This is a genomic window from Rhizobium sp. WSM1274, assembly GCF_025200775.1.
GTDB lineage: Bacteria > Pseudomonadota > Alphaproteobacteria > Rhizobiales > Rhizobiaceae > Rhizobium > Rhizobium leguminosarum_I.
The window spans coordinates 641,436-658,743 of record NZ_CP104139.1 but is presented as its reverse complement, the minus strand read 5'-3'; the positions used below and the strand labels follow the sequence as shown (position 1 = coordinate 658,743).

Here is a 17,308-nt window from a genome sequence, read left to right as displayed (position 1 = left end):
TGACGCCGCTCACTGTGACTGATTCTTGTGACTACTTCGCGTTTTCGCCGGCCCCGGCACTCGTGGCACGAAGTGCACAACTCTCTACGACCCACATGGCGAGCGATTGCATCGAGAAGAGGCTGACGACCCCACCGAGGTCTTAGGTGATGGATTCAAAAATTCGGGCTACTCGTTGCAGCAAGACCCTTGAACTTGGAAAACCGATTTCGATTGGATTGAGGTCGGGCGAATGGCGGGCAAGACGAGGAGCCGGGCGCTTTTTTTCTTTGACCAATTGATTAGCCTGTCGCTTTTGTGGGAGCCAACGTTGTCGACGATGAACGGGTGACCCTCAGCGTCAGTCAGGGTGTGGCACGGCGTGCAGAGATGTGATGAATGGAGTTACGCCGCGGCGCATTTATCAGACGATGATCCGCAGGCGTACTCTGATCCTCAGACGCCGAGCGCGATTTATTCGGGCGGTATCGACCGGCCGAGCCGCTTGCGGAAATCCGGGTACTTGCGGGTGATCTTTGAAAGAAAAGCTGGGGAAGCACGCCGGTGGTTGCCGCGTCAGATGCTCCTGCTTTGCAACAAAAATCAGCAATCGGCCTCCCCCTAGAAAATTCAAGACAATGCGATCTCCGCTCAATTTCTTCTGCACGGACCGTAAGTCGCAGTCCCGGACGGCCCGATTAACCGAGATTCTCCACGTCCAACTTACGACATTGTCGTCACCTTTGTCGGCTTCGCGAAACGCATTCGTCTTCGCCCAATCACGTATTTTCCGCTAGGAAGTTGAAATAGCAGCAATTTATTGTTCGTCGGCTGTATCATCCTGGTTGGCACGAATCTTGAGAGCTATTGCGAGGCAGCGGAACGGCCGCGGCATCCGCGTTGCGGGATAACCTCATTGGGCTGAACACATGAAGGGACACAAACTATGGCGGGAAGTGGCGGAACTGGCAACTCGCCGAGAATGTCGGCAAGTCCCAAAAGGGGGTGGACGTGCTCGCCGGCATCCGCGACGAGGATGTCGATGTCGGAGCGGCGCCGAAGACGTATCATGCTTCACGCACGGCCAAGGCTTTCTGAGCTCGAGGCGATCTGGAGATTAAAGATGTCCAAAACAGAACCTAAGTGTTTCGTTGCCGTCATACATCATCAGGAAGCACGAAGGAGTTCATCATGCCGTTGACCAAGACGAACACCAACAACGCAATTCGGGGAGGAGTTACCCCGAACCATGAGCAGCGGAATGACTGTAGCGCTGCCATTGCACAAATCACTTTCGCCGATCTGGGACGTGGGGCTGGCACACTGCATACCGTGGGCGTTGCCCGTGTCGACATACAGGGACGAACCGCGGCGGGTGATGCGAACATCCAAGTCCAGATGGGTGGACGTACCGTCGCTGCTGCAATGATCTTCAATTCCGTGCAACAGACGACGGATCCCGCCAATCAAAGGGGAGCGGCCAACGGCACCATCTCGGTGCTCCGTCAGAGCATGGACAGCGGGACGGTCTGGAATTTGACAGGAACGCTTCCATGACAGTCTAGCGCGCAGCAGACTGCGCTGCGACAAACAAGTTGAGACTCAGCGTCAATCAGGATGAGACTCGGCGGCGGGGGTGTGACGAAGGGAGGGCATAGCCCGACCGGAGTTACACCCCCGCCGCGGTGCAATTTTTCGCCGTCTCATGATCGCGGTTGGCCCGGTAGCGTCGGTGATTTTCTGAGAATGGAGAATCACCTTTGTGCCGGGTCGCCATTTAACCGATCATCAGACGAGGCTTTTTATGAAGTACCGACAACGCAACCCGACTGAGGTCGCTGCCGCGAAGGTGTCGATCAGTCGGGCGACGGCTTACCGCATCGAGAAGGATGCGCGGCTCCCATCGCAGACCAAGCCGCCGCGCGACCGGCGTCGCCCGATCCCCTTGAGCACATCTTCGACGCCGAGATTGTTCCGCTTCTCAAGGCCGCGCCCGGCATCCGAGCAATTGCCGTTTACAACGAGATGCTGCGGCGTCATCCAGAGCTGTCAGAAGCTGTTCGCCGTACGATTGAGCGTCGTATTCGATCATGGCGGGCTGTTCACGGTCAGGAGCAGGAAGTGATCTTCCGTCAGATGCACGAACCCGGTCGGTTAGGACTGTCGGGTTTTACCGACATGGGCAGCCTCGGTGTGACGATCGCCGGCCAATGGCTCGATCATCTGCTTTATCACTTCCGGCTGGTCTGGTCGGGCTTCGAGCATGCCTATGTCATCCTGGATGGAGAGAGCTTCGTCGCTCTGGCCGAGGGGCTGCAGAACGCCCTGTGGTCGGTTAGCGGTTCGCCGCTCTATCATCGCAGCGACAGCTTATCGGCCGCCTTCCGCAACCTCGATGCCGACGCCAAGGTCGATCTGACGCAGCGCTACGAGGAACTGTGCGCTCATTGCCGCATGACACCGACGCGCAACAACAAGGGCGTCGCGCACGAGAACGGCTCGATCGAAAGTTCCCACGGCCATCCCAAGAATGCGATCCGCGATGCTCTGCTGATGCGCGGAACCAGGGACTCTGGCGACCTCGGATCCTATCGCGCCTTCATCGATGAGATCGTCAGCCGTCGCAATGCCGCACATGGCAAGCGCATCGATGCCGAGCGCACGCATCTGCAAGCTCTTCCCGATCGTCGCACCACCGACTTCGAAGAGGTCATCGTCACCGTATTGAGCACTGGCGGCTTCGCGTTGCGCAAGGTCTTCTACACCGTGCCTTCCCGCCTGATCGGCCACCGGCTGCGGGTGTGTCTGTTCGACGATCGCCTCGACGTCTTCATCGGCGGCACGCATCTGCTGACACTACCCGGAGGCCGCCCCCATGCGAGTGGCAATCACGATCAAGTCGTCAACTATCATCACGTCATTCATTCCTATTAAGCGAGTCCTTCAAGAAGCTTACTGGACGATCAATCGTAACAGCTGTTCGGTTCCCATGTTTTCTCCCCACCCCAGAGCGTGTGAGAAACTTGCCGGGCGCTGCTGACCGGCCGTCGTCTTGACGAGATTGCTGAAGAACGACGCATCGGGATCAAGCGCGGCCTGAGCTCAGGGGTCGTTCATAGTCATGGCACCTTGGAGATTGTGGAACTTCGAACGCCACACAGGATGCGAGCAAACTCCGCGTCCTGCGTGGCGTCGACGCCGCCCACGACGACCTTGCTCATATCCCTTGCCGGTCTTTTGAAACGGCTGATCATACCGTGGTGCCTTGCGGCCCACGGACTTGGGCGTGCGCAGTCAAGCATGGGTTGAGAACGGCGCAGCCGATGACGCCTTCGTCTGCTGACCAGGCCGCGACCTCGCCCGCAGACGCCGCCCGATGATGGACTTGTATCGTGCCGTTTCGACCAGCGAGCGTTTGCCGTACCCGTTAGAGCCTGACTGAAAAAGAGTTGAGTGAAATCAGTCAGTTGTGGTTCTGTTTGTTTGCATAGGACGAACGGAGACCACAATGGGCTGGACTGATTTCACCCGTCGGCAATATGCCCGAGGCGCAATGCGGTATGCAAGCGATCTGACGGACCGGGAATGGGGATTGATCTCGCCTTGCCTGCCCGAACCGAGGCGACTGGGCAGGCCGCGTAGCACCGATCTTCGCGAGGTCGTGAATGCGTTGCTTTACATCGCCACGACTGGGTGCCAATCGCGGATGATGCCCAAGGATTTTCCGCCTTTTACAACGGTGCAGTCCTATTTCTATGAATGGCGAGCGACAGGGTTATGGGTCGGATCAACCATCATCTTGTGATGGAGGCGCGTGAATTGGAAGGCCGGGAAGCCTCGCCGTCTGCGGGCGTGATCGACAGTCAAAGGTAAAAACCACGGAAAGCGGCGGCATTTCGGGCTATGACGCGGGCAAGAAGATCAAGGGACGCAAGCGTCATATCGTCGTCGACACGCTTGGACTGATGGTCGGCCTGGTGGTTCACAGCGCCGATATTCAGGATCGCGATGGTGCACCTGCGGTCCTCAAAACCATTCTCAAGCGCTGGCCGTGGCTGAGACATATCTTCGCCGACGGTGGTTATGCCGGACCGAAGCTGAAGGGCGCACTGGAAAAAATCGCAAAGTTCACTCTCCAGATCGTCAAGCGGACCGACAAGGCAAAAAGCTTCGAGGTTCTGCCACGTCGCTGGGTCGTGGAGCGCACCTTCGCGTGGCTTGGCAGATGCCGACGTTTGGCCAAGGATTGGGAAAAGTCCCTCGCTTCAGCCGAAGCATGGATCACTGTCGCCCACATCCGCGTCCTGACACGACGCTTGGCAAGATACCGATATCGTTGAAACCTTTTCGAGTCAGGGTTCTTAGAGATCTGCCATTTCATCCGGCCGCCAAGATATGAAGCGCGATATAAGTAACATATATTATAACGTATTCCGTAACTTACGCGTTTTCAAAACGGAAAGTAAGAGCTGACAAATTTCAAGAAATATACTTTAACATATATCCCACACATCTGTTGCGTTGTTCGTCGTTTTCATAAAGTGTCCCGTTATGAGTTACGATAGTGCAACAGGAAAATTCTTTCCGATGAATCCTGAAATCTTGCCGGCGACGTCATCGTCGGGAGGCTTGCACAAGGAGCACGACGACATGAATCACCAAAAGAAATCAGCTAAGCGTCTTGACTACTCGCATCTGCGGTTGGCAACCATCGACGGCATGTCGCTGCCTGGTCTACAATTGTCACTCGACCTGAAGGAGGGCTCTGCGTCGCCGAAGAAGACGTTTTTCCAACAATTGCTCCTCGAGTTTGCTTTCGGTTGCGAGCTATTTTATCCGCTCCAGCTATATGAACATTCCGCAACGAGGGAGGGGGCGACAAAGGCGCTAAACCGTTAAGCGAGAGTTACGATATATGATTAGGGGAATTCGGACCGGCCGCCACGTTCCTCATTTGAAATCCACGTCTATCGGGTTTCCATATTCCAGGATGGAAGCGCCGGCTCAGTCGCCAACGCTTACAAACTCCAACAACAGGTCGGCGAGCGGATGGAGATTGTCATGGACGACGTTGATGCGACGCAAGCAAAGGACGGGTCGGGACACGGCTTCAACAGGTACGGACTAGCACGGCAGCAACATCGGAAGATGGTAAGAAAGTCCATCAGGGACCCAACCGTTAAGCGGTACACGCAAGGTGCAGTTCAAATCTAGCGGCCTGCATCAAATAAGCTGACAACGCGAGCTCGCCTCAAAATCAAGGAAATTTGACGCGAAGGGTTCGCTCATCAAATTTACTGCAGAAAGGATTCGTTCTCCGTGTCATTTTGTTCTTCGAAACGCATTCGCATCGCCGCACTTGCAGCGGCCGCCATCGTGCTGGGCAGCAAGATCGTAATTGCGCAAGAGCCGTCTACAGGATCTCAGTGGCTGAACACTCCGGCATCTCGAGTGGAAGCGCTTGCGGTCCTCCAGACCTTGAATGCCAATCTCCTGAGTAACGCCAGTGCTACGTTGACCCTTGACCGTTGGTGCGCCGCGCATAAGCTCGCACCGGAAGGTTCCAAGATCGTAGCTCAGCGTGTGGGCGGGCAAGTCAAACCGGCCGATGAGCACATCCGTGAACTTCTGACCGTCGGACCCGGTGAGTTGATCGCTTATCGCCGCGTCCGTCTGGTCTGCGGCGACCGCGTCTTGTCCGAAGCCGACAACTGGTATGTCCCTGCAAAATTAACTGCAGAAATGAATCAGGCGTTGAATACCAGCGATATCGCGTTTGGCAGAGCCGTTCAGGCTCTCAATTTCACTCGCACAAACCTATCTGCCAAGTTGCTCTGGTCTCCTCTATCTGAAGGCTGGGACATGGACGGCTCAATAGCGCATGAAACAAGTTCCCTTAGCCTGCCGCCGTTCCTGCTCGAACATCGTGCCGTACTGAAACTTCGAGACGGCACGCCGTTTAGCGCCTTGGTCGAAAGCTACACGGACAAAATACTAGACTTTCCAGTTCCGCGCCTGCTTTCCCAATAGCGCTTCGGTATCTCGGTACAATTGGCGAACTGCTCGGGATAAATCGACAGCCAATGCATACGACAGCGGCGTCTGTCTTGCGGAAGCGTGCCGGTCGAACGATTGCTTTTGTCCATTCGTTTGATCGCGGCGACCACGCAGCCTGAGTGTAACTAGGCCCCGAGCCATCGCAGATTGTCGCTTGACAGTCCCCTCGGCCAGGGCCTCTACCCTTTTTTGCATTCACCAGGGGTGTCCCGGCAAGGGGCTGAGATACTGCTATCGCGCGCAGTGACCCGTTGAACCTGATCCAGTTCATACTGGCGTAGGGACGGTGCAAGCGCTCAAAAGCAGTGGATTCACGCGTGGAATCCTTTTCGGCGTCTTCTCATCATTCCGGCTGAGGACTGGTTCTCCAATCGAAATTTGGAGCATCAAATCATGAATATCGCAGCCACCCCAACCGTCACCACCGGCCCCTTGCCGGCATCCGACCCTGCGAAGAGTGCATTTTTCCGATTGAGGGCAATTGGCCTGATTGACCGTTCGACGACGTTGGAGTCGATCTCGATCCGGCCATCGTCGATGAAGCGGGTCAATCCGTCCCGACCACGATCTCCACGCGCGGCAGATGCGCTGGCAGCGAACCCCGGTTGGTGCGCCGTTTGGCGACCTGCGCCTGGCGCAGAGCGGTCGAGCCCTGTTCCTTCTCTTCCAGCCCGGCAGCCTCGATCTGTTCGGCTTCTTCAAGCCCAAGCAGAAGCTGGTCCTCGGGAAGCGTCTCTGCCCGTCGACCAAAGCGGTGACGCTGTAATTCCTTGATGATCTGCCGCAGCCGGGCATTCTCCGCCTCGCGCGAAAGCACCATCGCTTTCAGCGCGTTCAGGTCATCCGGAAGTTCGGCCGCCGTTATCGTCATGGATCAAGAACAGCATATTTTACCGCTCGGATCGAGAGGCTGGATGTTGCTGATTCAATTGGTGCCTTACACAATGAAGAGCTAAGACATCATGATGATAGACAAGGAGGCCGCCAAAAATGACTACTGTTTTGCGAGACAAGTTCGAAATGCTGTCGAACATGACGCCCTCGCTCATAGACGGCGAGTATGTGTTCTGCTCGATACCTTATGATGGGAGCAAAGTTCACGATCTGAATCCGATTGCGACATTCCAAGAAAGGGAAGGCTTGACACTAGTCCTTGAGAAAGGAGAAGCCCACGAAGCGGGGTTCGAAACTTCGCTTGCGATGCGCCAGATCACCCTCAACGTGAATTCTGCGCTTGATGGCGTCGGCCTTACGGCGGGGGTCGCTGCCTGTCTCGCAGACGCGGGCATTCCGTGCAACATGGTGGCAGCATATCACCACGACCACATTTTTGTGCCGGCGGGCTTAGCTGACCGAGCATTGCATCTGCTGGCAACATTGCAAGCCGAGTCTGCAGGGGCGACGCGCAAACGTTGACGAACAGTTAGTCCCCGCACATAACCGGCGAAACATCAATAATTTCGCGGGCAAGGGGCAGCACGAGCAGACCGGGCGTTCCTCGCCGAGGCTCCGTCGCGATTGACGGAGAAGGTCCGAAGACCGACGCTACGTGCGCGATCATTGTTTTCGCTAAAAGCTGTGCGCACTCGCCTGAACCGACAGCACATCGAAGTTGTTGTAGGGAGCACGCCAGTAGATAACATCGGCCTGGTTCGGGCACTCCACGATCTTTGGAATACGGGTGATTTAAAGCTGTGCGTTCAAATGCACCCTACGGATTTTGTCGCACATTGGCCGGCGAGTGCGCATGAACTGACAAGGCGTGGCATCAGGGGCTACGCCATGTCTATGCCTACCACCATCTCACAGCCAGTTGCTGGCGGCGCCCCAGCCGATGTTATACGGCTCATCGCAATCACCATTGCCTTCGCCACATGATGATCCTAGTTTCGCGCCGCGACGCTCCGGCGCCTTAGACCGTATGTTCATGGGGATTCTGGCCGACATCACCGCAATAAGCACGAGAAGGGCTTTGGAGAATGCATGAATTCGGACCGACTGGTGATGCCCAACCGGTCGGCTGGTAGATCCGTCCGGGCGAACGGTCAGACCACTGCGACTTCCGCTGTACCTATCGTATGACGGAAGATTCAGCGCTCCGGCTTGCAGAATCGAATTGCCGGAGTTTATCGTGGCTCGCAAGGTTCCGGTGGGCGCAAGCGCCTTGCCGGAATCGGACATTGGATATCGGTCATAAAGGTGTCCAATAGCGCGTTGTCAAACTACGGGGCATTCTGCCGACGGCGGCTAGAAAACTTTTGGTTGGCTTTTCGCAAGGACGTATTTGGCCCTCTCCCGTGATTGCAGAGTTCGTGCGATGTCTTATCGTCGCCGAGCCGCCCAATTTCCTCGAGATGACGTTCCTCGCGCCAAAGAAGAGGGGCACCTCGAAGCGACGGAACGATGACCTAGAAAAGCCAGAGGACCGTTAGCGCTGCGCAAGGAACATGTTCTCGTGGGGCTAGGGAACTCATACGCTCAGTGTAATTCTCAACGATGCCAGTCGCAACTCTCCATGCGTTGAAACGAGGTGGCGACATGCCGGCACGTTTGTCAATGCCTTCTCGGGAACGACGCTCGGCCGCCATGAGTTCGTCGTCTCCACTCACCACTATGGGAAAGAGGTGCTGCTTTTTGCGCGTTCAGGCCAAAAACCAGGCCGTCAATGAAAATTCCTGCTCTTCACCTGCAGCGTATCGATATGAAGGTCAGGAACGAACATGTCGCGCGCGGCGACAATCGGCTTTGGCTTGTCCCGTGGATCAGGCCCTCCGCCTCTGGCGAATTCATCACCACGGCCGGCCGGAAGCTTGAACTCTTCATCACGATCGGCAAGGCCGGCCAGATCGCCTGACAAGTCGAACAGCTGCTGGGCAACAAGATGGACGACCTCCCCCTCCCGCTGAATCCGGCCGTTGATCGCCATCATCGAAGATCCAAGAACAACCCGCCGGCGTTTTTCGAACAGCGTCGGCCAGACAACGAGATTGGCAGGCCCAGTCTCGTCCTCGATGGTAATGAACATGACGCCCTTCGCTGATCCAGGCTTTTGCCGCACCAGAACAAGACCGGCGGTATACACCGAACGCCCGTCCCTCGAATTCATCGCCTCGGCGCAGGTGATGATGTTGCGCACTGATAAATCCTTGCGCAGGAAGGCGATCGGATGCTGCCGCAATGTCAGACCGGTATGGCTGTAGTCCTCGATGACGTTATGCCCGTCCGTCATCTGCCGAAGTGCCACCTCCGGCTCCTGCTGCTCGGCAATCGCAGCCATCTCCCGTTCGGCAGCCGCCGCAAACAGCGGCAGTGGTTCATCGCGCAGCGCCTTGATCGCCCAGAGCGCGTCGCGGCGCTCAAGCTTCAGCGACGGCAGAAAGGCATCGGCCTTGGCAAGCTGGACGAGCGCCTCCGATGGCACGCCGGATCGGCGCCACATATCATCAACCGAGGCAAAGGCATTGTCCATTCGTGCCGCGACGATGCGCGCCGCGTCAGCGACCGCCAATCCTTTCACCTGCCGGAAACCGAGCCGTACAGCGTGGCGGCCAGAATTGCCGATCCGCTCCAGCGTACAGTCCCATCGGGACCGATTGATGCAGACCGGCCGCACCTCGACGCCGTGGGCTCTCGCATCGCCGACAATCTGCGCCGGCGCGTAAAAACCCATCGGCTGCGAATTGATGAGCGCGGCGCAGAAGGCTTCCGGATAATGGCACTTGATGTAGCTCGACGCATAGGCGATCAGCGCGAAGGATGCCGCATGGCTCTCCGGAAAACCATAGGAACCAAAGCCTTCGAGCTGGGAGAACGTCTTCTCGGCGAATTCCGGCGTGTAGCCATTCCTCACCATTCCCGATACAAGCTTGTCCTTGAAGCGCGAGACGCCACCGGTGAACTTGAAGGTCGCCATCGACTTGCGCAGCTGGTCGGCCTCGCCGCCGGTAAAGCCGGCGCAGACCATCGCCACCCGCATCGCCGACTCCTGAAACAGCGGCACGCCGAGCGTCTTGCCGAGCACCGCCTCAAGCTCGGGCGTCGGGTATTCGACCGCCTCCTTGCCTTCGCGCCGTCGCAGATAGGGATGCACCATGTCGCCCTGGATCGGACCCGGTCGGACAATGGCGACTTGCACCACGAGGTCGTAGAAGGTCCGGGGTTTCAGCCGCGGCAGCATCGCCATCTGTGCGCGGCTTTCGATCTGGAAGGTGCCGAGCGTATCGGCCTTGCGGATCATCGCGTAGGTCACAGGATCCTCTTGCTCGATGTCAGACAGGTCGAGATCCCGATCCTTGTGCTCGCGGATCAGATCGAAGGCCTTGGCCATGCAGGTCAGCATGCCAAGCGCCAAAACGTCTACCTTCATAAACTTCAACGCCTCGACGTCGTCCTTGTCCCATTCGATGATCTGACGGTCCTTCATCGTCGCCGGTTCGATCGGCACGAGATCGTCGAGCCGTTCGTGGGTGAGGACAAACCCGCCGGGGTGTTGGCCGAGGTGCCGTGGCGCGCCCATCAATTGCTGCGCAAGCTTCAAGGTCAGCACAAGACGCCGGTCGTCCGGATTGAGATTGAGCTCGCGGACATTGCGATCGCAGACCTCCTCCGACCAGGCCCACATGCCCGACGACAAGGCCTTGATCACGTCCTCCGGCAAGCCGAGCGCCTTGCCGACATCGCGGATCGCGCCGCGCGCCCGGTAGCGCGTCACGGTGGCGCAGAGCGCTGCCTTTTCTCTGGTATAGGTCTGGTAAATCCACTGGATCACTTCTTCGCGCCGCTCGTGCTCGAAATCCACATCGATATCCGGCGGTTCGTCGCGCTCCTGGGATACAAAACGCTCGAACAGAAGATCGTTTGTCGAGGGATCGATACTGGTGATGCCGAGAATGTAGCAGACGGCACTGTTGGCGGCGGAGCCCCTGCCCTGGCAAAGAATACCTTCAGACCGCGCATAGCGCACGATCGAGAAGACGGTCAGAAAATAGGGCGCGTATTTCATGGTGCGGATGAGATCGAGTTCGTGCCGCACGACCTTCAACACATCGGGCGGCAGACCTTCGGGATAGCGATCGGGCACGCATTGCCAGACATAATGCTCCAGCGAAGCCTGAGCGTCCTTGCCCGGTACGATCGCCTCCTCCGGATATTGGTAGGTGAGTTCCTCGAGCGAGAAAGTGCAGCGACGGACGATCTCCATGGTTCGTGCCAGGGCCTCGGGATATCGTGGAAATAGGCGCTCCATTTCTTCCGGCGGCTTCAGATAGCGGTCGGCGTGTCGCTCGCGCTCGAAACCGACCTCGTCGATCGTCGTGCGGGTCCGGATGCAGGTGACGATGTCCTGCAACTGTCGGCGACCTGGCTCGTGGAAAAGGACGTCATTGGTGACGACCGTCCGCACCTTGAACCGGGTGGCGAGATTGGAAATCTCATGCAGCCGCAACTGGTCGTTCTGCCGGCGCCGCAGACAAAGCGAGACATAGGCCCGATCACCAAACAGCTCGGCCATCTTGCGCAGCTGGATCGCGCAGACATCATCCGGCAGGTCCGGCACCAGAATGCCGATCATGCCGTCGGTGTACGCGACGACATCATCCCAATGCAGGATGCAGTTGTTCTTGCCGCCGCGTGATTTGCCGAGCGTGATGAGGCGGGTCAGCCGGGAATAGGCAGCCCGATCGGTCGGGTAGACCAGCAACGACATGCCGTCTTGCAGATCGAGCCGGCAACCGACAACGAGACGTAAGCCGGTGGCGCGCGATGCTTCAAGCGCCCGGACAATCCCGGCAAGCGAATTGCGATCGACAACGCCGAGGGCTTCGATGCCGAGAGCCTTGGCGGTTTCGAACAGTTCCTGCGCCGAGCTTGCACCGCGCAGGAAGGAAAAATGGGTCGTGACCTGCAGCTCGGCATAGCTCATGCGAAGATCCCATGGCAGAACCAGCGGTGGCTTCCGGTTTCAGGATCGATGCCATCACCGGAGCGAAACACCCAGAGACGCTCGCCGGCCTCGTCTTCGATGACGAAATAATCCCGCACCGCCTCCATCTCGGCGTCGCGCTGCCACCACTCGCCAAAGATCCGTTCCGGACCATCGGCGCGCTTGACCTTTCGCCGCTTGCCGCGCCAGGTGATCGAGACCGGCGGCCGGTCCGGCAGCAAGGCGATGGCCTCGATCAGTTCGGGACGGGCCAGCAGCCGGACCGGCCGGCGCCAATGACTGACCCAGGTGACCTCGACCGGATCGGCAGCAGGACTGATCCGCTGGACGGAGCGCTCGGGCACATCGGAGGCAACGGGTGCCACCCGATAAACACGCTGGCCGCGGTTGCCGTAGATATCGATCAATGGCGTCACGTCCTTCACTTCCTCCTCGACCAGCGATGACGACCTCTGGCGCTCCTCCAGCGGCTCCGCCATCACCGCAACCAAGGTCAGCTTCTCGATCCCGAAGCCGGGCTCGATCTTTTCCGTCCGGTCGCGAAACAGCTTCGTCAGCCAGGCGACATCGCGCACCGGCTTCACCGTGCCGGCGCGGATTGCCTGCCGCGTCCCGTCAACCTTCTCGACGATCAGGTCGGCGCGCCGAACACCAAGGCCGCGCCTCTGCAGCTCCTCGATCAGTTGCACGACCAGCAGGCCAACATATTTGTCGATGGTCTCGGCAGCACCGATCGGTTCGGCAAAGGCGCGGCTCACCTCAACGAGCTCGGCGGTGCGGATCGGATCGATCGGTTCGGGGATGCGGCCGAACATCTGGTCGAGCCGCCGGCCGATCTCCGGACCGAAACGAAGCGTCAGTGGCGCGCGCGGCGTGTTGGCCAATTCGCCGATCGTCTGGAAGCCAAGCGTGCGCAGATCGCTCGCGACCTTCCCGGGAAGGCGCAGCAACGATATCGGCAGCTTTTCGACGGCGCGGACGGTCTCGCCTGAAGGCACGATAACCGTCTCACGGCTGATAGCACGGGCGCAGGCGTTGGCCGCACCCCAGGTGTCGGCGATAGCGACCCGCGGAGTGAGCTTCTTGCCCAGAAACTGATTGGCGATCTTCGTCACCATGGAAAGCTCGCCGCCCTGCAGGTGATCGGCACCCTCGGTGTCCATGACGATCCCGTCGATCCCATCGACGGCGACGATCGGCGAATAGAGCGTCAGCGCCCAAAGGGTAATCCGTTCAAGTGCTTCGGCATCGTTTGCAGGATCCGCATCGATCAGCATCAGGCCGCGGAACAGCGCCTGTGCTTTGGCCGCCGGCATGCCGACATGCATCCCGGCTTTCCTCGCGGCCGCGTCGGCCGCCGACACCCAGCGTTTCGAGCCGCTCCTGGCGATCACCGCGATCGCCTGTTCAGGCGGAATGGAGGGATCGGCGCGACGAATGCGATCCGTCGGCAGATCCGGAAGATAGATCGAGACAACCCTTGTCATCACACGCCCTCACGAGAAACTCAGCACATTCACCCGCTTTCACGCGCATCAGTTCCAGCAACCATTGGGCCCTCCCGACACCCGGCACCGGCAATTCCTCCGACGGCATCACGCTCACCCGCCACCGCGTGGTCGACGCCGTCGGCTGCCCGAAATCATTGGCCTCCGTCTGCCGCCGCCAGCGTCGGACGGCAAGTGCCATCGTGCCCGTTCGCTCAGCCGCCAGCTGCAGCCGGCGCGAGCCGACCATCGGCAGGCGAACGAGTTCACCGACGACGGCGCCGAGCCCACCAAAGGAAAGCCCTTCCTCCATATTTGCGAGGACCTCCTCCTCCCTGTCGGATTCGACAAAGATCACCCGGTCGGGATGGAGGCCGACCTGAGCGAGCGCGGGAAAGAACAGGTCTGGCCGCGTCAGGCACCAGACGATCGGGCCTTTGGTGCGGGCCGCGATGCCTGCGGCACAGAGGGCTGCCGCCGCACCATCCACCGTACCCGACCCGCCGCCGGCAAATTCATGCAGGGCGCCATAGGCCAGACCACCGCCCGGCAGGACTGAATCGATTTCCGGCACGCCGAAGGACAGACAGCCAGCCTTTTTGGCTGACACGCCCTCCAGCGAGGCAATGCGCTCGCGCAAATCGGAAATCACCCTTTGACGGGCAGCAGTCATCGTTCACGGCTCCCTTCAAGGTCGTGTTGGCGGCCGACATCATGTCGAACAAAATGCGGATGTTCTCTTTCTGTTCCGAGGCAATAAAAGAGTCAAGCAACCGGAGGGATAGGAATATTATCCTGAACATTAGAAATCAGCAGAATACCGAAGGGAATCAGCGGAATAGCGGCCCGCGGATTTTTTTCCGAGCGTTTGCGAGCGCTAATCCCTTTGTGTGAATTGCGGGGATAAGTCGGCATCGTCACAGTGTCTTTAAGATTTTTCTGCTGAACTGGAGCGATGAAGAAGCCTCCGAGATCAAAACCCCTCCTTCATGACACCGAGGCCCCGATCCGTTCCCGGCCGCGCAGGAAACGAAATCCCGCCCAACCGCAGCTGCTGTTCGATGCCATGCCCGAGCGCGTCGAGCCTGCGCTGGCGCAACTGAAGTCCCATCCCCCAAAGGGTAGCGAGTGGAGCTGGGAGCTGAAATGGGATGGCTATCGCCTTGCCGTTCATATCGAGCCCCAAGGCATCCGGATCCTCACCCGCGGCGGCCATGACTGGACGCACCGGTTTCCAGCGATAGAGCAGGCCGCCCGAGCGCTCGGGCCGGCGACGATGATCATCGACGGCGAAGCCGTCGTGCTCGACGAAGAGGGCCGGCCGGATTTCGGGCTGCTGCAGCAATCGCTGGGCGCATCCGGCAAACAAGCTGGCAACCGTGCCTCCGACGCCGTCCTTTACGCTTTCGATCTTATCTACCTTGATGGCCACGATCTGCGCGGTGTCGAATACCGGTCCCGCCGACACCTTCTCGAGGACACGTTGAACGGCCCAACGAATGACCAGGTCGGCGCCATCAGGCTATCGGAAACACTCGATGGCGAACCAGCTGTCCTGCTTGAGCATGTCTGCCGCCTCGGCCTGGAGGGCATCGTCGGCAAGCACCTCGATCGGCCCTATCGTTCCGGCCGGACCGGGGACTGGGTGAAAGTCAAATGCATCCAGAGCGAGGCCTTCTTCATCGTCGGTTATGAGAGGTCGGCAGCGTCCACGGCCGGCTTCGGCTCTTTGGTGCTCGCTGCGTATCGTGGTGATGAGCTCATCCACGTCGGAAGCGTCGGCACGGGATTCAGGCAAGCCGAGATCATCAGATTGCGCAAAATGCTGGACACGCTGCGATGGAAGCGAAAGCAGCCGCCCCTGCCCTATTCCGGAAGCGCCGATATTGTCTGGGTCGAACCGACACTGATCGCCGAGATCGAGTTTCGTGCCTGGACGTCGGACGGGAAACTCCGTCATCCGTCGTACAAGGGCTTGCGAGAACGACAGGACAATGCCGACGTCTTCCGGCTCGACTAGCGAAAACAGCGCCATAAGCTAGATTGTCCACCATTGAAGCTCAAGCGGAGTAGATGGCCTGCAATGTGCAATCTTGAAGGATACGAACCGGCGGCACCCCACATGATGGGTTAAGCCGTTGCAGGGACTGACTTTGAGGCATAACGCCTATTTATGGAGCTGTGGTCACATATTCGGATAGACCGGCCCCTGGCCACCCTGCGGCGGAACCCAGTTGATGTTCTGGTTGGGATCCTTGATGTCGCAGGTCTTGCAGTGCACGCAGTTCTGGGCGTTGATGACGAAGACCTCTTCGCCGTCCCTTTCCACCCATTCATAGACGCCGGCCGGACAGTAACGTGTCGACGGACCGGCATAGATGTCGTGTTCCGAACGCTTCTGCAGCGCCATGTCCTTGACCTGCAGATGCACCGGCTGGTCTTCCTCGTGATTCGTGTTCGACAGGAACACCGAGGAGAGGCGATCGAAGGTCAAGACGCCATCGGGTTTGGGATAGGCGATCGGCTTGTGCTGCGACGCCGGCTCCAGGCTCTCAGCATCGGTCTTGCCATGCTTCAGCGTGCCGAAGACGGAGAAGCCGAACAGCTGGTTGGTCCACATGTCGAAGCCGCCGAGCGCCACGCCGAGTGCGGTGCCGAACTTCGACCATAGCGGCTTGACGTTGCGCACCCGCTTCAAATCCTTGCCGATGTCGCCCTTGCGCCATTCATTCTCGATCTCGGCCACCTCGTCATGGCTGCGGCCGGTCGCGATCGCGGCGACGATCTTCTCGGCGGCCAGCATGCCCGACAGCACCGCATTGTGGCTGCCCTTGATGCGCGGCACGTTGACGAGACCGGCCGAACAGCCGATTAGCGCCCCGCCGGGGAAGGAGAGTTTCGGCACCGACTGGTAGCCGCCCTCGGTGATGGCACGCGCCCCATAGGACAGCCGCTTGCCGCCCTCGAAGGTGGTGCGGATCGCCGGGTGCGTCTTGAAGCGCTGGAATTCCTCGAAGGGATAGAGATAGGGGTTCTTGTAATTGAGGTGAACGACGAAGCCGACGGCGACCAGATTGTCTTCCAGGTGATAGAGGAAGGAGCCGCCGCCGGTCTTCATGCCGAGCGGCCAGCCGAAGGAGTGCTGCACCAGGCCCGGCCTGTGGTTTTCCGGCTTTACCTGCCAGAGTTCCTTGAGGCCGATGCCGAATTTCTGCGGTTCGCGGTCTTTCGAAAGATCGAACTTGGCAATCAGCTGCTTGGCGAGCGAGCCGCGCACGCCCTCGCCGATCAGCACATATTTGCCGAGCAGTTCCATGCCGCGGGTATAGTTCGGGCCGGGCTCGCCATTCTTCTCGATGCCCATATCGCCGGTGGCGACCCCGATGACCGCACCCTGGTCATTGTAGAGCACTTCGGTGGCGGCAAAGCCGGGATAGATCTCGACGCCGAGTTCTTCGGCCTTGGTCGCCAGCCAGCGACAGACATTTCCGAGCGAGACGATGTAGTTGCCGTGATTGTTCATCAATGGCGGCATCAGCACATTCGGCAGGCGAACAGAGCCGGCGGGACCGAGCAGCAGGAAGTGATCGGCCGTGACCTTGGTCTTGAACGGTTGGTCGGCCTCGTCGCGCCAGCCGGGCAGCAGCCGGTCAATGCCGATCGGATCGACCACGGCGCCAGAGAGGATATGCGCGCCGACTTCCGCGCCCTTCTCCAGCACGACGACGGAGAGATCCGGATTGACCTGCTTCAACCGGATCGCCGCCGAAAGACCGGCAGGCCCGGCACCGACGATCACCACGTCGAATTCCATGCTTTCGCGTTCAGGCATCTCTCTCATTTA

Annotated in this window: 9 protein-coding genes, 5 pseudogenes and 1 riboswitch; of the genes and pseudogenes, 7 read left to right on the top strand and 7 right to left on the bottom strand. The window is 59.0% G+C overall.

What is annotated here, in order from left to right:
• The first annotated feature begins 1,170 nt into the window (after positions 1-1,170).
• Together N2600_RS27215 and istA are read left to right on the top strand one after the other, a co-directional pair.
• Entirely contained in the window at positions 1,171-1,536 is a 366-nt protein-coding gene (locus tag N2600_RS27215) for a hypothetical protein (protein ID WP_003551739.1), read from the top strand.
• A gap of 205 nt (positions 1,537-1,741) precedes the next feature.
• Positions 1,742-2,907, top strand: a pseudogene (gene istA, locus N2600_RS27210) (IS21 family transposase); the annotation flags it as partial.
• 353 nt (positions 2,908-3,260) lie between these two features.
• On the opposite strand, the pseudogene N2600_RS27205 reads toward istA, so the two are convergent.
• A pseudogene (locus N2600_RS27205) lies at positions 3,261-3,411 on the bottom strand (IS5/IS1182 family transposase); the annotation flags it as partial.
• A 76-nt stretch (positions 3,412-3,487) separates the two neighbouring features.
• Between N2600_RS27205 and N2600_RS27200 the strand changes: the two are divergent.
• The 3 genes and pseudogenes from N2600_RS27200 (at position 3,488) to N2600_RS27190 (ending at position 6,009) form a co-directional block, all read left to right on the top strand.
• Positions 3,488-4,319, top strand: a pseudogene (locus tag N2600_RS27200) (IS5 family transposase).
• A gap of 247 nt (positions 4,320-4,566) precedes the next feature.
• Positions 4,567-4,878 (top strand): hypothetical protein, encoded by a 312-nt coding sequence (locus tag N2600_RS27195; RefSeq protein WP_131586692.1) that lies wholly within the window; start codon positions 4,567-4,569, stop codon positions 4,876-4,878.
• Positions 4,879-5,298: 420 nt separating this feature from the next.
• Positions 5,299-6,009 carry a hypothetical protein gene (locus N2600_RS27190; RefSeq protein WP_131586672.1) on the top strand — a complete coding sequence of 237 codons (711 nt, stop codon included), beginning with the start codon at positions 5,299-5,301 and terminating at the stop codon, positions 6,007-6,009.
• Positions 6,010-6,226: 217 nt separating this feature from the next.
• A riboswitch (TPP riboswitch) is annotated at positions 6,227-6,338 on the top strand.
• 132 nt (positions 6,339-6,470) lie between these two features.
• Here N2600_RS27190 and N2600_RS27185 read toward each other — a convergent pair.
• Both N2600_RS27185 and N2600_RS27180 read right to left on the bottom strand, forming a co-directional pair.
• Positions 6,471-6,593: pseudogene (locus N2600_RS27185) on the bottom strand (IS66 family transposase); the annotation flags it as partial.
• A 2-nt stretch (positions 6,594-6,595) separates the two neighbouring features.
• Positions 6,596-6,907: pseudogene (locus N2600_RS27180) on the bottom strand (transposase domain-containing protein); the annotation flags it as partial.
• A 119-nt stretch (positions 6,908-7,026) separates the two neighbouring features.
• Here N2600_RS27180 and N2600_RS27175 point away from each other — a divergent pair.
• Positions 7,027-7,452 (top strand): ACT domain-containing protein, encoded by a 426-nt coding sequence (locus N2600_RS27175; protein WP_260059733.1) that lies wholly within the window; start codon positions 7,027-7,029, stop codon positions 7,450-7,452.
• Positions 7,453-8,698: 1,246 nt separating this feature from the next.
• Here the strand turns inward: N2600_RS27175 and N2600_RS27170 are convergent.
• Genes N2600_RS27170 through N2600_RS27160 form a run of 3 tightly spaced genes read right to left on the bottom strand, consistent with a single transcriptional unit; the run spans position 8,699 to position 14,137 of the window.
• Positions 8,699-11,956: an error-prone DNA polymerase gene (locus N2600_RS27170; protein ID WP_260298942.1), complete on the bottom strand. Its 3,258-nt coding sequence runs from the start codon at positions 11,954-11,956 to the stop codon at positions 8,699-8,701.
• Complete coding sequence (locus N2600_RS27165; RefSeq protein ID WP_260298941.1) at positions 11,953-13,464, bottom strand: Y-family DNA polymerase; 1,512 nt, start codon at positions 13,462-13,464, stop codon at positions 11,953-11,955. The genes N2600_RS27170 and N2600_RS27165 overlap by 4 nt, the downstream gene beginning before the upstream one ends.
• Positions 13,385-14,137 (bottom strand): ImuA family protein, encoded by a 753-nt coding sequence (locus tag N2600_RS27160; protein ID WP_260298940.1) that lies wholly within the window; start codon positions 14,135-14,137, stop codon positions 13,385-13,387. Before N2600_RS27160 ends, N2600_RS27165 begins: the two co-directional genes overlap by 80 nt.
• 282 nt (positions 14,138-14,419) lie before the next feature.
• On the opposite strand from N2600_RS27160, the gene ligD reads away from it, so the two are divergent.
• Positions 14,420-15,484 (top strand): non-homologous end-joining DNA ligase, encoded by a 1,065-nt coding sequence (gene ligD, locus N2600_RS27155; protein ID WP_221986947.1) that lies wholly within the window; start codon positions 14,420-14,422, stop codon positions 15,482-15,484.
• A 165-nt stretch (positions 15,485-15,649) separates the two neighbouring features.
• Here ligD and N2600_RS27150 read toward each other — a convergent pair whose 3' ends face one another.
• The gene (locus N2600_RS27150; RefSeq protein ID WP_260298939.1) at positions 15,650-17,305 is read right to left on the bottom strand and encodes an electron transfer flavoprotein-ubiquinone oxidoreductase; all 1,656 of its coding nucleotides are present in this window, start codon (positions 17,303-17,305) and stop codon (positions 15,650-15,652) included.
• Positions 17,306-17,308: the final 3 nt, after the last annotated feature.